The sequence below is a fragment of the Mesorhizobium sp. P160927 genome (genome assembly GCF_057766385.1).
In genome coordinates, this window is the sequence record NZ_JBYMDW010000001.1 from 3,085,968 (window position 1) to 3,102,538 (window position 16,571).

The following is a 16,571-nucleotide window of genomic DNA, read 5'->3' on the forward strand; positions in this document are numbered from 1 at the left end:
CCCGGATGAGGTTTAGTGCCTTTTTGCGGAAACACGCAACATCCTCTCAATCCGTCGGCAAGCGATAGTCCCTGAACTGCTGACGCAAGGTGATCTTCTGGATCTTGCCTGTGGCGGTGTGCGGTATCTCGCCGACGAAAGCGACGTCGTCCGGCATCCACCATTTGGCCACCTTGCCATCCATGAAATCGAGAATCCCGGCCTTGGTGGGTTCCTTGCCCGGCTTGGCAACGACGACCAGCAGGGGCCGCTCGCCCCATTTCGAATGCTTGACGCCGATGGCCGCCGCTTCCGCCACATCGGGGTGGCCGACGGCCAGATTCTCCAGGTCGATGGTCGAAATCCATTCGCCGCCGGACTTGATGACGTCCTTGGCACGGTCGGTGATCTGCATGTAGCCGCCGGCATCGATATGGGCGACGTCTCCAGTGTCGAACCAGCCGTCCACGTCGAATTGCTCCGCGCCCGCACCGCCATAATAGGCGCGGGCGACGGCGGGGCCGCGCACCTTCAGCCGGCCGAACGTTTTGCCGTCCCATGGCTGCGGATTGTTCTCGTCGTCGGTTACCTTCATTTCGACGCCGAAGGGCGGGTAACCCTGCTTGCTTTGGACGTCGAGCCGAGCCTCGCCCTCGAGGCCGGCATAGTCCGGCTTCAAGGTGCACAGCGTGCCGAGCGGCGACATTTCGGTCATGCCCCAGGCATGGATGACCTGCACACCGTAGCTGTCCTGGAATTTCGTCATGATCGCACGCGGGCACGACGAGCCGCCGATTACGACCTTGCCCAGATGGGGAAGCGTCTTGCCAGTCTCCTCCAGATATTGCAGCAGCATCATCCACACGGTCGGCACGGCGGCGCTGAATGTCACCTTTTCCTGATCGAGCAATTCATAGATCGAGGCGCCGTCCATTTTGCAGCCGGGCATGACCAGCTTGGCGCCGATCATCGGGCCGCTCTGGCCAAGGCCCCAGGCATTGGCGTGGAACATCGGCACCACCGGCAGGATCGTGTCGCGTGACGACAGCCCCATCGCGTCGGGCATGGACGCGATCATGGCGTGCAGCACGTTCGAGCGGTGACTGTAGACGACGCCCTTGGGATCGCCTGTCGTGCCCGATGTGTAACACATGCCGGCGGCGGTGCCTTCGTCGAAGGTCTTCCAGGCGAAATCGCCATCGACCTCATCAAGCCAGTCCTCATAGGCGACGGCATTGGGGCAAGGTCGTCTGCGGCATGTGTGCCTTGTCGGTGAGCACGATCACCTTTTTCAGCGATTTGACGGCACCGGCGATTTTTTCCAGCAAAGGTATAAAGGTCAGGTCGACGAAGACGGCCTTGTCTTCGGCATGGTTCATGATCCAGACGATCTGCTCGGGAAACAGGCGCGGATTGAGCGTGTGATAGATCGCGCCGATGCCCATGATGCCGTACCACGCCTCGATATGGCGCGCGGTGTTCCAGGCCAGCGTGGCGATGCGGTCGCCCAACCCATAGCCGTCTCGCTCCAGCCGCTGGGCGACCTTGAGAGAACGGCGGTGGATGTCGGCATAGGTCGTGCGTACGATCGGCCCCTCGATCGAGCGCGACACGATCTCGCGCACGCCATGTTGCCGTTCAGCGTTGTCGATCAGCTTGTGGCACAGCAGCGGCCATTCCTGCATCAGTCCCAGCATGCCGGGTTCCTCCCTCACGCTTTTGGCGGTGCGCTTTTGATCGCATTGTGAAGCGAACCGGGGAATTGTCCAGCGTCCACAAGCGCAGCGGACGAAAGTCGGAGTTCGACCTGTATTGGCAAACGGTTGAATCCGGACGGCTTTTTGATTTCGCTCGGCTGCATCGGGCCCGGACCGGCCGTCGATGGTGGTCTGGCCAGGCGGTTGGCCGAATTGGCAGGGGCAATTGGTCGGCACCAAAGATATCGCCTTTATATCGGCTCGGGGTTCGCCCGTTTTCTTAACGAGTGGAGAATAATCCGGAATATTAGCCGCAGCTTTTAAATTACGATGCAGCAATGCTGCCGATAATAACTTCTGCCGACTAGTCCCGTTAAATAGATGCTTGCTGGTGAGGTCGCACTGGCGTAGCTCTTGATCTTGGACTGAGTCGAATCGCCAATGGTGAGCGGTCCGGTTCGATTTGCGAACTAACAGCCTGCCAAGTGTAGTGGCGATCGCCGACACGGGCACCTTTCGGGGAAGGAAAGGGGAAGAAGTTGAATGTCGCAACATCAACGATTGTCGGAAGCCGGCACTTCCTGTTCAGAATTCGTTTCCAACTCGTCGGCGGACTGACATTCGCGATCATCGCTCCAGCACTGATCCGGATAGCATCCTATGCGGATGCGATCTATTCGGCCAATCTGCAGATAACGGTTGCGGCTGCCATCATTGCGCATGTTACCGGCTTTCTTGCCTATCGCCGCATTGGCAATTTTCCGGGCGTGGCCGCGGCCAGCTACATCCTGCCGACATTCCTCCTGTCCTACGGTCTAGTTTTCCTGACGATTTTCTTTTTCCGCTTCGAGTATAGCCGGTTTCAGGCCGCCGCCAGCTTCACGCAGTCCACGCTGTGGTATTTCGGCCTGAGCCTCATGACCCGGCGTCTTGAGCCGTACCGGCTGGCCGTCATTCCCGGCGGCAACGTCGAGCGCCTCAGGGCGTTGCCGGGCGTGCACTGGTTCTGGCTAAAGTCGCCCGGCATCGTTATCGAAAGGGTTAACGGTGTGGTCGTCGATTTGCGTGCGGACCTCGGCGCCGAATGGGAACGCTACATCGCCGACCGGGCGCTGTCGGGCACGCCCGTCTATCACGTCAAGCAGGTCAGCGAATCGCTGACGGGTCGCGTCGAGATCGAACATCTGTCGGAGAACACGCTCGGCTCGCTCAATCCGAACCAGGCTTATCTCAAGATCAAGCAAGCCATCGACTGGACCTCCGCGCTTGTCCTCGTCGTGATTCTTTGTCCCGTTCTGCTGCTGGTCGCCCTGTCGATCCGGCTGGACTCGGAAGGTCCCGTGCTGTTTCGCCAACCCCGCATGGGCTACCGAGGCAGGATCTGCACCGTCTACAAATTTCGTTCGATGAGGCAGCAGGTCGGCTCCGGCAGCGACAAGGACAAGGCGATCACGAAACCGGATGACGATCGCATCACGCGGGTCGGGAGCTTCCTGCGCAAGTTCAGGATCGACGAGCTGCCGCAGGCCATCAACATCCTGCGCGGTGAGATGAGCTGGATCGGGCCACGGCCGGAAGCCGTCGTGCTGTCGCAATGGTACGAGGCGGAACTGCCGTTCTACCGGTACCGGCACATCGTCAGGCCGGGCGTGAGCGGGTGGGCACAAGTAAATCAGGGCCATGTCGCGGCGGTCGGTGATGTCATGGAAAAATTGCACTATGATTTTTACTACATAAAGAACTTCTCACCTTGGTTGGACGTGCTGATCGTTCTCAGGACCATAAAAACGATGTTCACCGGTTTTGGTGCGCGATAGCGATCATACGTGCAGGAAGCAATGGATCTCGCCTCAAGGAAAATAGCTGTCATCGGACTTGGCTATGTCGGTCTGCCGCTGGCCGTTGCCTTCGGGGCGACCAGGAATGTGATCGGTTTCGACATCAACCCGTCGCGCGTGGAGGCGCTGAAGCGCGGCGAGGACCACACGTTAGAAGCCAGCGAGGAGGAAATCGCCGCCGCCAGAGGGCTGAAGTTCACCAGCGAGAAGGCCGATCTGCGCGACTGCGGAATTTTCATCGTTACCGTGCCCACGCCGATCGACCGGGCCAACAGGCCGGACCTGAAACCTCTCGTCATGGGGTCGACAACGGTCGGCGAGGTCATATCCCCGGGCGCGGTGGTGATCTTTGAATCCAGCGTCTATCCCGGCTGCACGCAGGAAGTCTGCGCACCGCTGATCGAGAAACATTCCGGGCTGCGCTACAACAGCGATTTCTTCCTCGGCTACAGTCCCGAGCGCATCAACCCCGGCGATCGCGAGCACCGGTTGCAGACGATCGTGAAGGTCACCAGCGGTTCCACGCCGGAGGCGGCGGAGGCCATCGACGCGCTCTATGCCTCGATCGTGCCGGCGGGTACGCATCGTGCCTCCAGCATTGCCGTGGCCGAGGCCGCCAAGGTCATCGAGAACACGCAGCGCGACTTGAACATCGCCCTGGTGAACGAGCTGTCGCTGATCTTCGGCAAGCTGGGCATCGACACATCGGAAGTGCTGGAGGCAGCCGGCACGAAACGGAATTTCCTGCGCTTCACACCCGGTCTCGTCGGCGGGCACTGCATCGGCGTCGACCCTTATTATCTCACTCACAAAGCCCAGGAACTCGGCTATCATCCCGAGGTGATTCTTGCCGGCCGCCGTATCAACGACGGCATGGGCCAGCACGCGGCGGACCAGACGGCCCGCCTGATGATGCGCAAGGGCATACCTGTCGTGGGCAGCCGAATCCTGGTCATGGGTGCCGCCTTCAAGGAGAACTGTCCCGATCTGAGGAATTCCAAGGTGGCCGATATCGTTGCACAGCTCCGGCAGTACAATGCCAGCATCGACATCTGGGATCCTTGGGTTGGCGCGCAAGAGTGCGCGCGCGCCTTTGGCGTAGCCAGCGTGAAGGAAAAGCCCGCGGAGCGCTATGACGGCGTCATCGTCGCTGTCGGACACGCGCAGTTCCGCAGCTTGGGCGTTGCGGGCCTGAAGGCACTTTGCAAGGACCCCAGCGTAATCTACGACATCAAGGGGCTGTTCCCGAGGGACGTTACGGACGGGCGCTTCTGATGAAGGTATTGGTCACCGGCGCTGCCGGCTTCATAGGCTATCATGTCGCCAGGCGGCTCCTGGAGCGCGGTGACGAGGTTGTCGGCATCGACAGCATCAACGATTACTACGACCCGCAAATCAAGCGGGCGCGGCTGCGGCTCCTGGACGAGGCGAGCCGCAAGACCAATGCCGGCTATCATTTCATCCACGGCGATCTCGCCGACAGGGGCGTGGTCGACGGCTGCTTTACCGACCATGCCTTCGACCGGGTGATCCATCTCGCCGCCCAGGCCGGTGTGCGCTACAGCCTGGAAAACCCGCGCGCCTATGTCGAGAGCAACATTATCGCCTATACCAACATGCTCGAGGCCTGCCGCGGCAGCCGTGTCGGGCACCTGACCTATGCCAGCACCTCGAGCGTCTACGGCGCCAACACCGACATGCCGTTTTCCGAGCATCGGCCGGCCGACCATCCGCTGCAGTTCTACGCCGCCACCAAGCGCGCCAACGAACTGATGGCGCACAGCTACAGCCACCTGTTCGGCCTGCCGACCACGGGGCTGCGCTTCTTCACCGTGTACGGCCCCTGGGGACGCCCTGACATGGCGCTGTTCCTGTTCACCAGGAGCATCCTGGCCGGTGAGCCGATCAAGCTGTTCAACAACGGCAACCACACGCGCGACTTCACCTATGTCGAGGACATCGCCGAGGGCGTGATCCGTGCCAGCGACAGCCCCGCCGCGGCCAACCCGGCCTGGGATTCCGGCCGTCCGGATCCGGCGACCAGCAGCGCGCCCTGGCGCATCTTCAACATCGGCAACAACAATCCGGTGAAGCTGACCGCCTATGTCGAGGCACTGGAAAACGCGCTCGGCCGCAAGGCCGTGATCGAGCTGCTGCCGCTGCAGGCCGGCGACGTGCCCGACACCTTCGCCGACACTTCGGCGCTGCAGGCGGCCGTCGGCTATCGCCCCCGCACCTCCGTCACCGACGGGGTAGGGCGGTTCGTCGAGTGGTACCAGGATTATTTTGGGCGGGGATAGCGCGAAGCGATAAGGGAGGCAGTGTCGTTGCTGAGGGTGTTTGTACGCGCGAACGTGGCGGTCTCTGAATATCTTGACAGGGCCTTGCCGCCACGCCTTCGCGCGGACGGCAATCACACGTTCGCAACCGAAATCGCGCCGGCGCTGCTGTCTCCGGACGCATTGGTCTACGATCTGGGTGGAGGCGCAAGACCGCTCGTCAGCCTGCCGCAGAAGCGGCGCCTCGGGCTCGTCCTGGTAGGGCTTGATCTCGCCGCCGAGGAACTGTCCAAGGCTCCCGATGGACTCTATGACGAGCAGATCGAGGCAGACCTTACCGTGTTCAAGGGAAGGCAGGATGCTGATCTGGTCATATGCCAGGCGACCCTGGAACATGTTCGCGATGGAGAGGGCGCGCTTCGCGGCATCGCCAGTTGCGTCAAGCCGGGCGGTTTGGTTGCCATTTTCTCGCCATCACGCAATGCCGTTTTCGCCAGGTTGAACCTGATTTTGCCTGAGAGGATCAAGCGGCGGCTGCTGTTTGCCATCTATCCCGACAAAGGCAGGGGTCACGACGGATTTCCGGTTTTCTACGACAAATGCCTGCCAAGCGAGGTGGAAAGGATCGCGGCGCAAAATGGGTTGGAGCTTGTCCAGCGGCGCCTGTTCTGGAGAAGTTCATACTTCTATTCCTTCGTGCCGGCTTTCGTCGCCTGGCGCCTCTGGCTTGGCATCACCGCTCTCTTGCTCGGCAAGGATGCGGCGGAGACCTATGCCTATGTCTTTCGGCGAAAACAGTGATCCGTCGAAGATATTCTCCGCCGGTCCTGGCGCGTTTCCGGTTGCGCCTGCTCTCCAACGGGGGAGCAAGAGCCGAACGAGGCGGTATGGCGGCGGCCGGACTTTGAATCGGATGAAGCGAACGGGGAAAGATAGAAAGTCGTCGGGCGATCCGGATGCCCGGATCGCCGTCTTCATCCCCTCGCTGCGGGCAGGTGGCACCGAGCGCGCGATGCTTACCCTGGCCCGGGAATTCGACCGGCGCGGGTTGGTAACGGATCTCGTACTTGGATGTGCGACAGGGGAATATCTTCCACTGGTTCCAGACAGTATAAGGATAGTGGATCTGCAAGCGTCTCGCATGCTGTTTTCCCTGTTCGGCCTGATTCGCTACGTCAAGGCGGAGCAGCCGCGGGTGATGCTGTCGGCGCTGCCTCACGCGAACATCCTGGCAATAGTGTCGTCCTTCCTGTCACGGCAAGGGGTGCGTACGGTCATATCCGAGAGAAGCAACCTGTCCAGGACCCTTGCGGATACGAAATTGGTCCGTGAGAGATTTCTGCCGTTCCTCATGCGAATGACATATGGTTACGCCGACAGGATAATAGCCGTCTCACATGGCGTTGCGGACGATCTGATCAGGGGCATCGGGCTCGACCCGAATTCTGTCGAAGCAATCCACAACCCATTGGATGTCGAACACATTCGGGCACAGGCCAGCGCGCCCATTGATCATCCGTTCGCGGACGAGGACGGCAGGTCCCTGCTGGTCGCCGTCGGTCGCCTCGATTTCGCAAAGGACCATGCCACTCTGATTAGCAGCTTTTCACGGGTCGTAAGGAAACGACCGGTCAAACTGGCGATTGTGGGGGAAGGGCCGCTGCGGGCGTCGCTGCAGACGATGATCGATGAACTCGAGTTGCGTTCCTCGGTCGCCCTGATCGGCTTTTCGAAAAATCCGTATCCGTGGATGCGCCGCGCCGCGCTGTTTCTCCATTCGTCGCGAAGGGAGGGCTTTCCCAATACGATTATCGAAGCGATGGCCTGCGGAGCTAGGGTGGTGAGCACGAATTGCGAAAGCGGCCCAGCGGAAATCCTGGAGGACGGCAAGTGGGGGCGGCTTGTCGCGGTGGGCGACGTGCAAGCCTTCGCGGCCGCGATATTGGCCGGGCTGGATGATGCCAACCCACCCGATGTCAGACGTCGGGCCCAGGATTTCAGTGTCGAAATAGTGGCTGACGCGTATCTGCTCGCGATGGGTATGGGCCTGGCGAGCGCCACCCGAAAGGAGTTCCAGGATTAAAGTCCTGCATGTCATCACCGGGCTGCACAATGGCGGTGCTGAGGCGGCTTTGTTCCGTCTGTGCATGGCCGAGCACACTCATTCGCACGCAGTGGTCTCGCTTTCCGACGAAGGAAAATATGGCCCGCTGCTTCGGGAGGCGGGGGTGCCCCTGGCCTGTCTGTCGATGCCGAAGGGAAGGCTAAGCCTCGGCGGGCTCGCGGCATTTCGGCGTGTCTTGTCAGCCCATCGGCCTGATATAGTCCAGTGCTGGATGTACCATGCAAATCTGGTTGGTGGCGTCCTGTCGCGGCTTGTGGGTATCCGGCTGGTGGTTTGGGGAATGCACAATTCCGGTCTGGATCCGCTTGTCGCCCCCTTGGCCACGCGGATGGCGGACCGGGCCTGCGCGCTCATGTCCCGGGTGGTCCCGACCCAGATCGTGAGCTGTTCGCAACAAGCGTCACGGCGCCATATCAGTGCGGGTTACTCGGCTTCGAACTGGACGATAATTCCGAACGGTTATGATCTGGCTGTCTTCGAGCCGGATGCGAGGGCGCGCAGTCGGCTGCGTCGGGCTTGGTCGATAGATGAAGGCCAATTCGTCATCGGAAGCGTCGCCCGCTGGCATCCCGACAAGGATCACAGGAATCTCGCCGCTGCCTTGTCCAAGCTGTCGGCGCGCGCCGAGTTCCCTTTCAAATGTATTCTCGCCGGCCCCGGAATCTCTCCTGAAAATAACGACCTTGCCGGACTGCTCGACCGTTACGGCGTTCGCGACAAGGTGATGCTGCTTGGTCCGAGCGACGGTGTCGCCGCTCTCATGAGTGCGTTCGACATCCATGTGCTTGCCTCGAGGCGCGAGGCATTCCCTAACGTGGTCGCCGAAGCCATGGCGTGCGGTACGCCTTGCGTGGCGACGGACGTCGGCGATATCGGCGTGATTGTCGGCAACACTGGATGTGTTGTTCCGAGCCAGGATCCCGACGCGCTTTCTCGCGCCATTACAAACATGGCTGTGGAAAACCGCAACTCGCCATCCTGGGAGACCAGACAGCAGGCATGCCGCAACCGCGTCGCCTCCGATTTTTCACTTGAGCGGATGGCAAGGGCATACAGCGCGCTATGGGAGAGATTGTCCGCCAAGGACTTGCGCACGGAAAACGACCAGGAACAGACAATTATATGGTAACCTCGCGAGTCATCAGGCAGACGGTGGGGATTGCCGTGTTGGAAACCGACAAGCTGTTCGCAGGCTCGATTCCGGAAAACTACGACCGCTACATGGTGCCTTTGATCTTTGAGCCGTTCGCCGCGGAGATCGCACGACGAGCCGCGGCTCTATCGCCCGCTGCGGTCCTGGAAATCGCCGCGGGCACCGGGGTCGTCACCCGCGTATTGGCGCCAAGACTGTCGCCCGACGCAAGCTATGTCGTGACCGACCTAAACCAGCCGATGCTCGACTACGCGGCTTCGCGACAAACTCCTGACAGCCGCATCGAGTGGCGCCAAGCGGATGCCATGGCGCTGCCATTTGAAGATGGGGCCTTCGATCTTGTCTGTTGTCAGTTCGGTGCGATGTTCTTTCCGAACCGCACGTCTGCCTATCGCGAAGCCAGGCGGGTCCTGAAGCCCGGCGGACGGTTTTTGTTCAACGTGTGGGATCGCATCGAGGAGAATGTGTTCGCCGATGACGTGACCAACGCTCTCGCACGGATCTTTCCCGACGATCCCCCGCGCTTCCTGGCACGCACGCCGCACGGCTATCACGACAAGGTGCTGATCCGTCGCGACCTGGAGGATGCAGGTTTCTCCCGTGTTGTGATCGAGACGAGAGCCGAACAGAGCCGCGCATCCTCGGCACGTCTTCCGGCCGTTGCCTACTGTCAAGGCACTGTTCTTCGCACCGAAATCGAGGCCAGGGGCGCTGGAAAACTGGACGCCGCAACCGATTACGCGGCATCCGCCATCGCAGAAAGACACGGCGGCGGCGAAGTCGCCGCTAAAATTCAGGCCCATGTAATCATGGCCGAGGTCTAGGTGTCGGCGGGCCCGTTCCGCACGACATGTTGCCCGCCGTACCGCACTTGCAAGGCATTCGCAGCGCCACACCAGCCGGATTTGTGAGCCGCAGGGCGCGAGGATATTGGGAGCTAGGCACGAGGGTGATGGTGCGGGACGTCAGAAGAGATTACCTGGTCTCGTCCTTTGTGCTTACACCGCAAATGCTTTTGCTTATATCGAGCCTGCTTTATTTCTTTCCATTTCTTGCCGGCGGCTTTCAGTATGTTGACGTTGGCGGAAGGAAGTATGATTTCACATATGATTTGGGCACGGGGTATGCCATCGCCGTTTCCATGGCTTGCATCGTCGCGGCGATGGCTGGCTTCGTTCCGAGACGCCAGAGTTTCGAAATTGAAGGAGATAGCCAAGGAGAGTCGTTGGTAATAATCGCGATGATCATTATTTTCGGCGGAATTTCAATTGCGAACCCGGGACTTTTCTCCGCTTCTAAGGTTGATGTTTTATCGTCAACTGGTCGATTACAGTATATATTTTACAATGCTTGTGTCATCGGCGTGGTCTTTGGGGCTCTGGCCGGGTGGAGGAAATCCAAGCTTGTTATTGCCCTGAGCTGCCTTGGGCTAATCTTGACGCTCTATATTGGGCATCGATCCCCAGCTGCGATAACTATTCTATCTCTACTGTATATAAGATACAGGAATGTTCCGTTGATAATGATAAGCAAACGGAATGTAATCGGCGGGCTTTCAGCATTCTTTTTTCTGGCGATGTACAAGTCTGTCTACTCTGCGGTGAAGGCGGGGAATTTCGAGCTTGTCGGCCAGAAAATGAAATTCGACCAGCTGTCAGATTCCACCCTTGTCGGGTTGGAGCAGTTCGTGACATTGGCTCATTTGGATCTTATCGTAAAATATAACTACACATTGCCTTGTTCCAATCTGTGGTTGGTGCCGCTTTCTTTCATTCCATTTTCGGATGCGGTCTTCGGCAAGGATGGCTGCACTTACAACGAGCAGGTCCAGCCGCTGCTCTTTCCAGGCTACAGTGGCGGTGTTGCGGCAAATATCTGGGCGGAGTTCTATGCAAATTTCGGATACGCCGGATTTCCGCTGCTCGTCATTATTCTTTCCCTGGTCTGTGTCGCCATCGAAGCAATAATCCGCAACGTCCGCAGCGCGACGCTCAAGTCTGGTCTGATCGTGGCGATCATCCACCTTACATTCTACATCCAGCGCAAGGAACTGCTCGCCGCGTTCATCTCCGCCAAGCGGGTCATCCTTGTGTCGCTTTTCGTATTCGGGCTGGTGTATCTCCATCGAAAGTGCTTCCCGCAAGCGCCTGCGATGGAAGTGGGAGTGCGGGGCCTGCGCCGGGACCATGGCTGACGACATGACGGCGATAGCCAAACCTTCTGGATGGATACGCGCACGCAGGGTCGCCCGGGACGTCACCGTGACCACATCCTCAAGTGGGGTGGCGGCTTTGTGTTCCATCATCGCGTTGGCGCTCAATGCACGCTCGCTCGGCCCCGGAGATTTTGGCACCCTCGCCGTAATCCAGGCCTATGTCACGTTCATCTCCGGCCTCGCTACGTTCGAGAGTTGGCAGCCTGTCATCAGGCTGTCCGCCAGGTCGCGCTCGCGTCTTGGCCGGGCAGCATCATGCGGGATCGCGCTCGACGTTTCGGCGGCCGTTGTCGCCACTGCGATGGCGGCCGGTGGGGTCCTGCTGTTTGGAGAGTCGATCGGCGTGTCCCACCAGGATCGGCTTCTGGCGCTGATCTACAGTCTCACCTTGCTGGCCAGCCTCGCGGGCACACCCAAGGGGGTGCTTCGCCTGAATGGGCGGTACGACGTCATTGCCGGCAATCAACTCGCCCAGGGGGCTGCCGTGGTTGTTGCCGCGCTCGTCCTCTGGGCCATCGAAGCGCCTCTGATCGCCTATGTGGCTGTGTTGGCGGCGATCGGTGCGCTCTACAATCTGACGCTGTTCGTCCGGCTGCTTGTCTATGCCCGACGCGAGAACATCAAACTATTCAATCCGCTTCGTTCCCGTTCCAGGCGGCGTTTCTTTTGGACATTCCTTGTCATGGCTACTGGGACCGGTGTGCTGTCGACACTGGTGAGTGCTAGACGACATGTAGCCTTGTTCCTTGTCGCCGGTCTTTTAGGAGATGTTGCCGCCGGCGCCTATTCCGTAGCGTCGCGTCTGGCGACGATGATGTCCCGGCTGACCGGCCCCTTGAACCAGGTGATCTTTCCCGAAATGGCGAAAGTGTCCAACGAAGAATCTCCTTCCCGCCTAAACAGGTTGAACGCTCGCATCACGATGATTTCGGCATGTGTCGCCGCGGGCATGGCGGCTGGCGGTATCGTGCTGCAAAAATTCATCGTGGTTCTGGCCGCCGGCTCGGCCTATGCCGATGCCTCGCTGCTTTTCGCTATCTTGTTCGCGGCCGAGTGCCTCGGCCTGGCCGGAATGCATTTCAATCCTTTGATCCAGGTTCTGGCCGGAACAAAACCGCTTCTCAAGATCATGGCGTCGTCATTCATCGTCTACCTGCCGCTTTCGTTCGTCCTGTCGGGCTGGATCGGAATTCCGGGTATTGCATGGGCAGGTCTGATCGCATCGGCGCTGGTCTACACGGCAATGATGCTGGTTTCGCAATTGTTGCTGAAAAAGCAGATCCGAATCACGGAAAATATCCCAGGTCTGACAGTTTGAGATACTTGTTTTGCCTACCAAGATATCACACCAATGTTGTGCCTTGGGTGCGCATACTGACCTCGGCCGGGCATCATGTTGCAGTCGACGTCGTCGACACAGGGGCGACGGAGAACCACATACTTGTTTCTCCCAATGTGGTGGCACCATCGGCGCTGTCACGAAGAGTTATGCACATGGATCCGAGCGGTATCCCAAACTCGCCCTTTTCCTTTCCTGGTCTTGTTTCCTACTGGAGACATCTTCGGGTCGAGAATCCCGATGTGGTGATCGTGCGCGGCGTGACGCGATGGTTCTGCAGGATCGCCGCGTTGTGCGCGATTTTGCAAGGCCGCAAGCTGGTTATCTACGATCAGGAGGATGTCAGGCCTCAGGCATGGAGCGGCACATGGTTACGCAGAGCTGTCTTTCGGCAACTCGGGATTGCGCACTTCACGTCACGGCTTCCGTCCAATCCTGGCCCTATCGGTGCGGGAGGCGCCATGCCCCTGCCATTCGGAAATCCCTTCGAGCCGATCCAGATCGGAGGGCTGCGAGGCAGGCCGTTGCATTCGCCGCCCCGAATCTTGATGGTGGCAAAATACCGGGAGCGAAAGGGGCACAGTTTGCTTCTGAGGGCACTGGCGGTGATCTCGGCGTCCACACCATTCTCCATAACGTTGTGCGGCGAGGAGGCGACGCATTCCGATACGGCTTTTTGTGAGGCCTTGCGGCAAGAGGCCCAAGCGCTTGGTCTGGCGGACAGACTTCGGTTTCAAAACAACGTAGCTCATGACAGAATGATCTCGATCTATGCCATTCATGATCTCTTGATATTGCCCTCGCGTACCGAGCCTGCCGCGGTATCTCCCGTCGAGGCCGCCTGGGCGGGATGTGCCGTATTGATGTCGCGTGACAGCGGCACGAGGCATTACCTCCCTCCGGGTTCCGGGTTCGACTTCGATCCAGACGACCCGCAAGACATCGCCCGCGCGGTTGCCGGGCTTATTGCCCGGCCCGAGGACCTCAGGCTTGCAAGAGACGCATGCTTCACGCGCATTTCTTCAGTTGCCGATGACGATGTGATCTTGCGGCTGTTCGAGACTTTGCGGCCGCACGCCGTGCGGCTGTGCGAGACGATGGGCTGATGCATATCCGGAGGGGCGGGGAGTGGGGTCCGAAGTGGGAAGGAAGATTGTCATCTCGATCAACACGTCCTGGAACGTCGTCAATTTCCGCAAGGGCCTGATCGAGGGGTTGCGGCGGCGCGGCTATGATGTCGTCATCGTCGCGCCGAGGGACGAGTATTCATCCTTGATCCCAGGGATGGGTTGCCGCCACGTCGACATCGAAATCGACAATTCCGGCACCTCGCCTTTTCGCGACCTTGCGCTTCTGTGGCGCTACTGGCTTATCCTGCGCCGCGAGAAGCCGCTGGCGTTCGTAGGCTTCACCATCAAGCCCAACGTGTTCGGCTCTATGGCTGCAAACCTGAATGGCATTCCGGTCATAAACAATATTTCGGGGCTCGGCACTGTCTTCGTCCAGGGCGGCCTTCTCCAGGGAATCGCCAAAGCCCTTTATCGCCTGGCGCTGGCCCGTTCGAAGGTGGTCTTCTTTCAGAACGGCGACGACCGGATGCTGTTCGTCGGCGCGCGCATCGTGCGCAAGGAACGGACCGCGATGCTGCCCGGCTCAGGCGTCGATCTCGCGCGCTTCTCGCCGTCGCCGTGCCAGCGCGCGCCGTCCGATGCCGTCGTATTTCTGCTGGTGGCCAGGCTACTATGGGACAAGGGTGTCGGTGAGTTCATCGAAGCTGCCCGCCTCGTCCGTCGCCAAGCGCCTGCGGTGCGCTTCCAACTCCTTGGCTTTCTCGATGTCGAGAACCGAACCGCGATCAGCCGCGCTGAAATCGAGCAATGGGTCGACGAGGGTTTGGTCGAGTATCTCGGTGCCACCGACGACGTTCGCCCTTTCCTGGGTGCCGCCGATTGCGTCGTCCTGCCTTCCTACAGGGAGGGCACGCCGCGCTCGCTGCTGGAGGCGGCCGCGATGGGCAAACCTCTGATCGCCGCGGACGTGCCCGGCTGCAAGGAGGTGGTGGACCATGCCGTCAACGGTTTCCTCTGCAAGGTCAGGGATGCCAGCGACCTGTCGGCACGGATGATCGATTTCGTGACGATGGACGGTCACTCCAGGGACGCGATGGGGAACGAGAGCCGGAAAAAGGTTGAACGGCAGTTTTCGGAAACGATCGTCGTCGAGAGTTACATGCATCAGATAGAGAAGCTCACGGCTGCCGCCATGTGATGAGCGGCTATCGCCTTCCGCTTCTCGGCAGTGATCCGGCCGACACCGGATCTGTTCCGTCTTAGCGGCCGATCGCCGGGGCTTCATTGAGCCCCTGCCAGTCCACGATTGTCCGACCAGGCGCAAGCTGCCGTGGCTTCATCGGTGATGGTGAACCACCGTCCCCGTCCGCCAAGTCTGATCAGGAGCGCTCGCGCGCAGTTACGGGGAAAATGAAACCTCAATTGTTTGTCGGGTAATCTGAAATTCGTCGGCGATAGTCAGAACTGTTCATGCGCAATTGCTAAAGTGGTGAGATCCCAAAGGCACGAGCAAGTCAAAATTCTAGCGCCAGCGCGAAACAGGTTGGAATCGTGGCAAGAAACTGTTACGCGCTGATGTCATGAACTTTTGATTTGGCAAATTCCAAGGAGCGGCTTCGAGAGAAGGGAAAACGAATGAATCTCATCGTCAGAACTGTGGTGGTTGGATTTGTTGTTTCAGTCGGTTTCGGTTTCGGTTCCGTTTCCGCGTCTGCTCAGAAAGCATCTTGCAGTTGCGCGACTGCCTATCATGGTGCGTCAAATCCGGTTGGATCCATTGTTTCCGCCAAGGGCGATGTGATGGTGTCGCAGGCCGCCGGCTACAGCCCGGCCAAGGCAGGAAATACGCTTGATTCCGGCGGTCGTGTGGTGGTCGGCGCCAAGGGGTCGGCGTCCGTGGCCCTGGGCGGCTGCAACCTGGATGTGCCGGCGAATTCGAGCCTGGATATCTCTCTTGTCGAGGGCAACATCTGCCTCAAGCTGATTGGCTCCGAGCAGACCGCCGCCATCCAGCAGTCTGGCGGAGCGGTCGGCGGTTCCGGTCCGCCCGAGGGAATTTTTGCTGGTGGGCTTCTTGCGACCGGCGTGCTTGCGGCCACGCAGGACGACGACAGCGCTGTCAGCTGTTGAAGGCTGTGGCCCACTGCCGTGATTGGCCGCGGCGCGCCGATAGTGTCTTTAGACGGGTTCGTTAAACCATATTGCATTAGTACTTGTTGAAATAGTGTGGGCGATTCCTGGCAGGGAATAGCTGTTTCGGTGGGGCGGAAATGACGGGTCGAGTTGGAGTTGTTATTGCTTTTGTAGCGCTCGCAGCGGGAAATGCCTTGTTTGCCGGGTCCGCGGCTTTCGCACAGGCAGCGCAGTGTTCCTGCCTTGCAGCCATACCGGTTTCGGGAAGTGTGGTCGGCCAGTTGACCAATGTCCAAGGTGACGTGCGGATGTCACAGGCTGGCGGTTATGCCGGTGTGAATGGCGAGGCGTCGGTCTATTCGGGCGCACGCATCATGACAGGGGCGCAGGCTTCGGCTTCCCTGGTTGTGGGCACCAATTGCGCGTTCAACGTTCCGGCGAATGTGACCGTCCAGATCGACCCTGTCGAGGGCGGTATGTGCGTGTCGTTCGATGCACCGCAAGCCGCTGTCGTGCCGGCCGGTTCCGAGCCCGGCGTTTTGCCGGTTCTCCTCGGTGCCGGTGCGACTGGCGGTGGCGCGGCCCTTATTCTCGGCCTGCAGGATGACGATGACGCCGTCAGCCGCTAGTCGGCCCCCAGCGTTCCTGTTCTGAGTAAGCTTGTGAAATGCGTCATTCGCCGCCATGCGGGTGATGCGTTTGTATTTTGTCGAGGCTGTGGCGTCGCTTTGCCTCCATGCAGA

The 16,571-nt window shown here is 59.8% G+C and carries 13 protein-coding genes and 1 pseudogene; 13 read left to right on the forward strand and 1 reads right to left on the reverse strand.

The annotated features are described in order from the left end of the window. Positions 1–46 precede the first annotated feature (46 nt). Positions 47–1,676, reverse strand: a pseudogene (locus AC3CB8_RS14820) (fatty-acid--CoA ligase). 539 nt (positions 1,677–2,215) lie between these two features. Here AC3CB8_RS14820 and AC3CB8_RS14825 point away from each other — a divergent pair. The 13 genes from AC3CB8_RS14825 to AC3CB8_RS14885 all read left to right on the forward strand — a co-directional run bounded on the left by AC3CB8_RS14825 (position 2,216) and on the right by AC3CB8_RS14885 (position 16,457). After that, positions 2,216–3,493: a sugar transferase gene (locus AC3CB8_RS14825; RefSeq protein WP_023783527.1), complete on the forward strand. Its 1,278-nt coding sequence runs from the start codon at positions 2,216–2,218 to the stop codon at positions 3,491–3,493. Between the two features lie 21 nt (positions 3,494–3,514). After that, the gene (locus AC3CB8_RS14830) at positions 3,515–4,789 is read left to right on the forward strand and encodes a nucleotide sugar dehydrogenase (protein ID WP_352618388.1); all 1,275 of its coding nucleotides are present in this window, start codon (positions 3,515–3,517) and stop codon (positions 4,787–4,789) included. Further along, positions 4,789–5,814 (forward strand): NAD-dependent epimerase, encoded by a 1,026-nt coding sequence (locus tag AC3CB8_RS14835; protein WP_488377318.1) that lies wholly within the window; start codon positions 4,789–4,791, stop codon positions 5,812–5,814. The genes AC3CB8_RS14830 and AC3CB8_RS14835 overlap by 1 nt, the downstream gene beginning before the upstream one ends. Before the next feature lie 84 nt (positions 5,815–5,898). After that, positions 5,899–6,594, forward strand: coding sequence for a methyltransferase domain-containing protein (locus AC3CB8_RS14840; protein ID WP_198019193.1), 696 nt, complete (start codon positions 5,899–5,901; stop codon positions 6,592–6,594). Beyond that, entirely contained in the window at positions 6,572–7,876 is a 1,305-nt protein-coding gene (locus AC3CB8_RS14845; protein WP_198030275.1) for a glycosyltransferase, read from the forward strand. Before AC3CB8_RS14840 ends, AC3CB8_RS14845 begins: the two co-directional genes overlap by 23 nt. Before the next feature lie 22 nt (positions 7,877–7,898). Further along, a complete protein-coding gene (locus AC3CB8_RS14850) occupies positions 7,899–9,047 on the forward strand; it encodes a glycosyltransferase (protein WP_280790488.1) in 1,149 nt (382 codons plus the stop codon). Positions 9,048–9,082: 35 nt separating this feature from the next. Next, complete coding sequence (locus tag AC3CB8_RS14855; protein ID WP_352617993.1) at positions 9,083–9,895, forward strand: class I SAM-dependent methyltransferase; 813 nt, start codon at positions 9,083–9,085, stop codon at positions 9,893–9,895. 128 nt (positions 9,896–10,023) lie between these two features. Beyond that, entirely contained in the window at positions 10,024–11,265 is a 1,242-nt protein-coding gene (locus tag AC3CB8_RS14860) for a hypothetical protein (RefSeq protein ID WP_352617990.1), read from the forward strand. Further along, positions 11,258–12,604, forward strand: coding sequence for a lipopolysaccharide biosynthesis protein (locus AC3CB8_RS14865; protein ID WP_352617987.1), 1,347 nt, complete (start codon positions 11,258–11,260; stop codon positions 12,602–12,604). Before AC3CB8_RS14860 ends, AC3CB8_RS14865 begins: the two co-directional genes overlap by 8 nt. Positions 12,605–12,780: 176 nt before the next feature. Further along, entirely contained in the window at positions 12,781–13,731 is a 951-nt protein-coding gene (locus tag AC3CB8_RS14870) for a glycosyltransferase family 4 protein (protein ID WP_352617984.1), read from the forward strand. Between the two features lie 34 nt (positions 13,732–13,765). Continuing rightward, entirely contained in the window at positions 13,766–14,893 is a 1,128-nt protein-coding gene (locus AC3CB8_RS14875; protein ID WP_352617982.1) for a glycosyltransferase family 4 protein, read from the forward strand. Positions 14,894–15,330: 437 nt separating this feature from the next. Beyond that, positions 15,331–15,825, forward strand: a complete 495-nt coding sequence (locus tag AC3CB8_RS14880) for a hypothetical protein (protein WP_031247794.1) — start codon at positions 15,331–15,333, stop codon at positions 15,823–15,825. 311 nt (positions 15,826–16,136) lie between these two features. Then, positions 16,137–16,457 (forward strand): hypothetical protein, encoded by a 321-nt coding sequence (locus AC3CB8_RS14885; protein WP_023771474.1) that lies wholly within the window; start codon positions 16,137–16,139, stop codon positions 16,455–16,457. Positions 16,458–16,571: the final 114 nt, after the last annotated feature.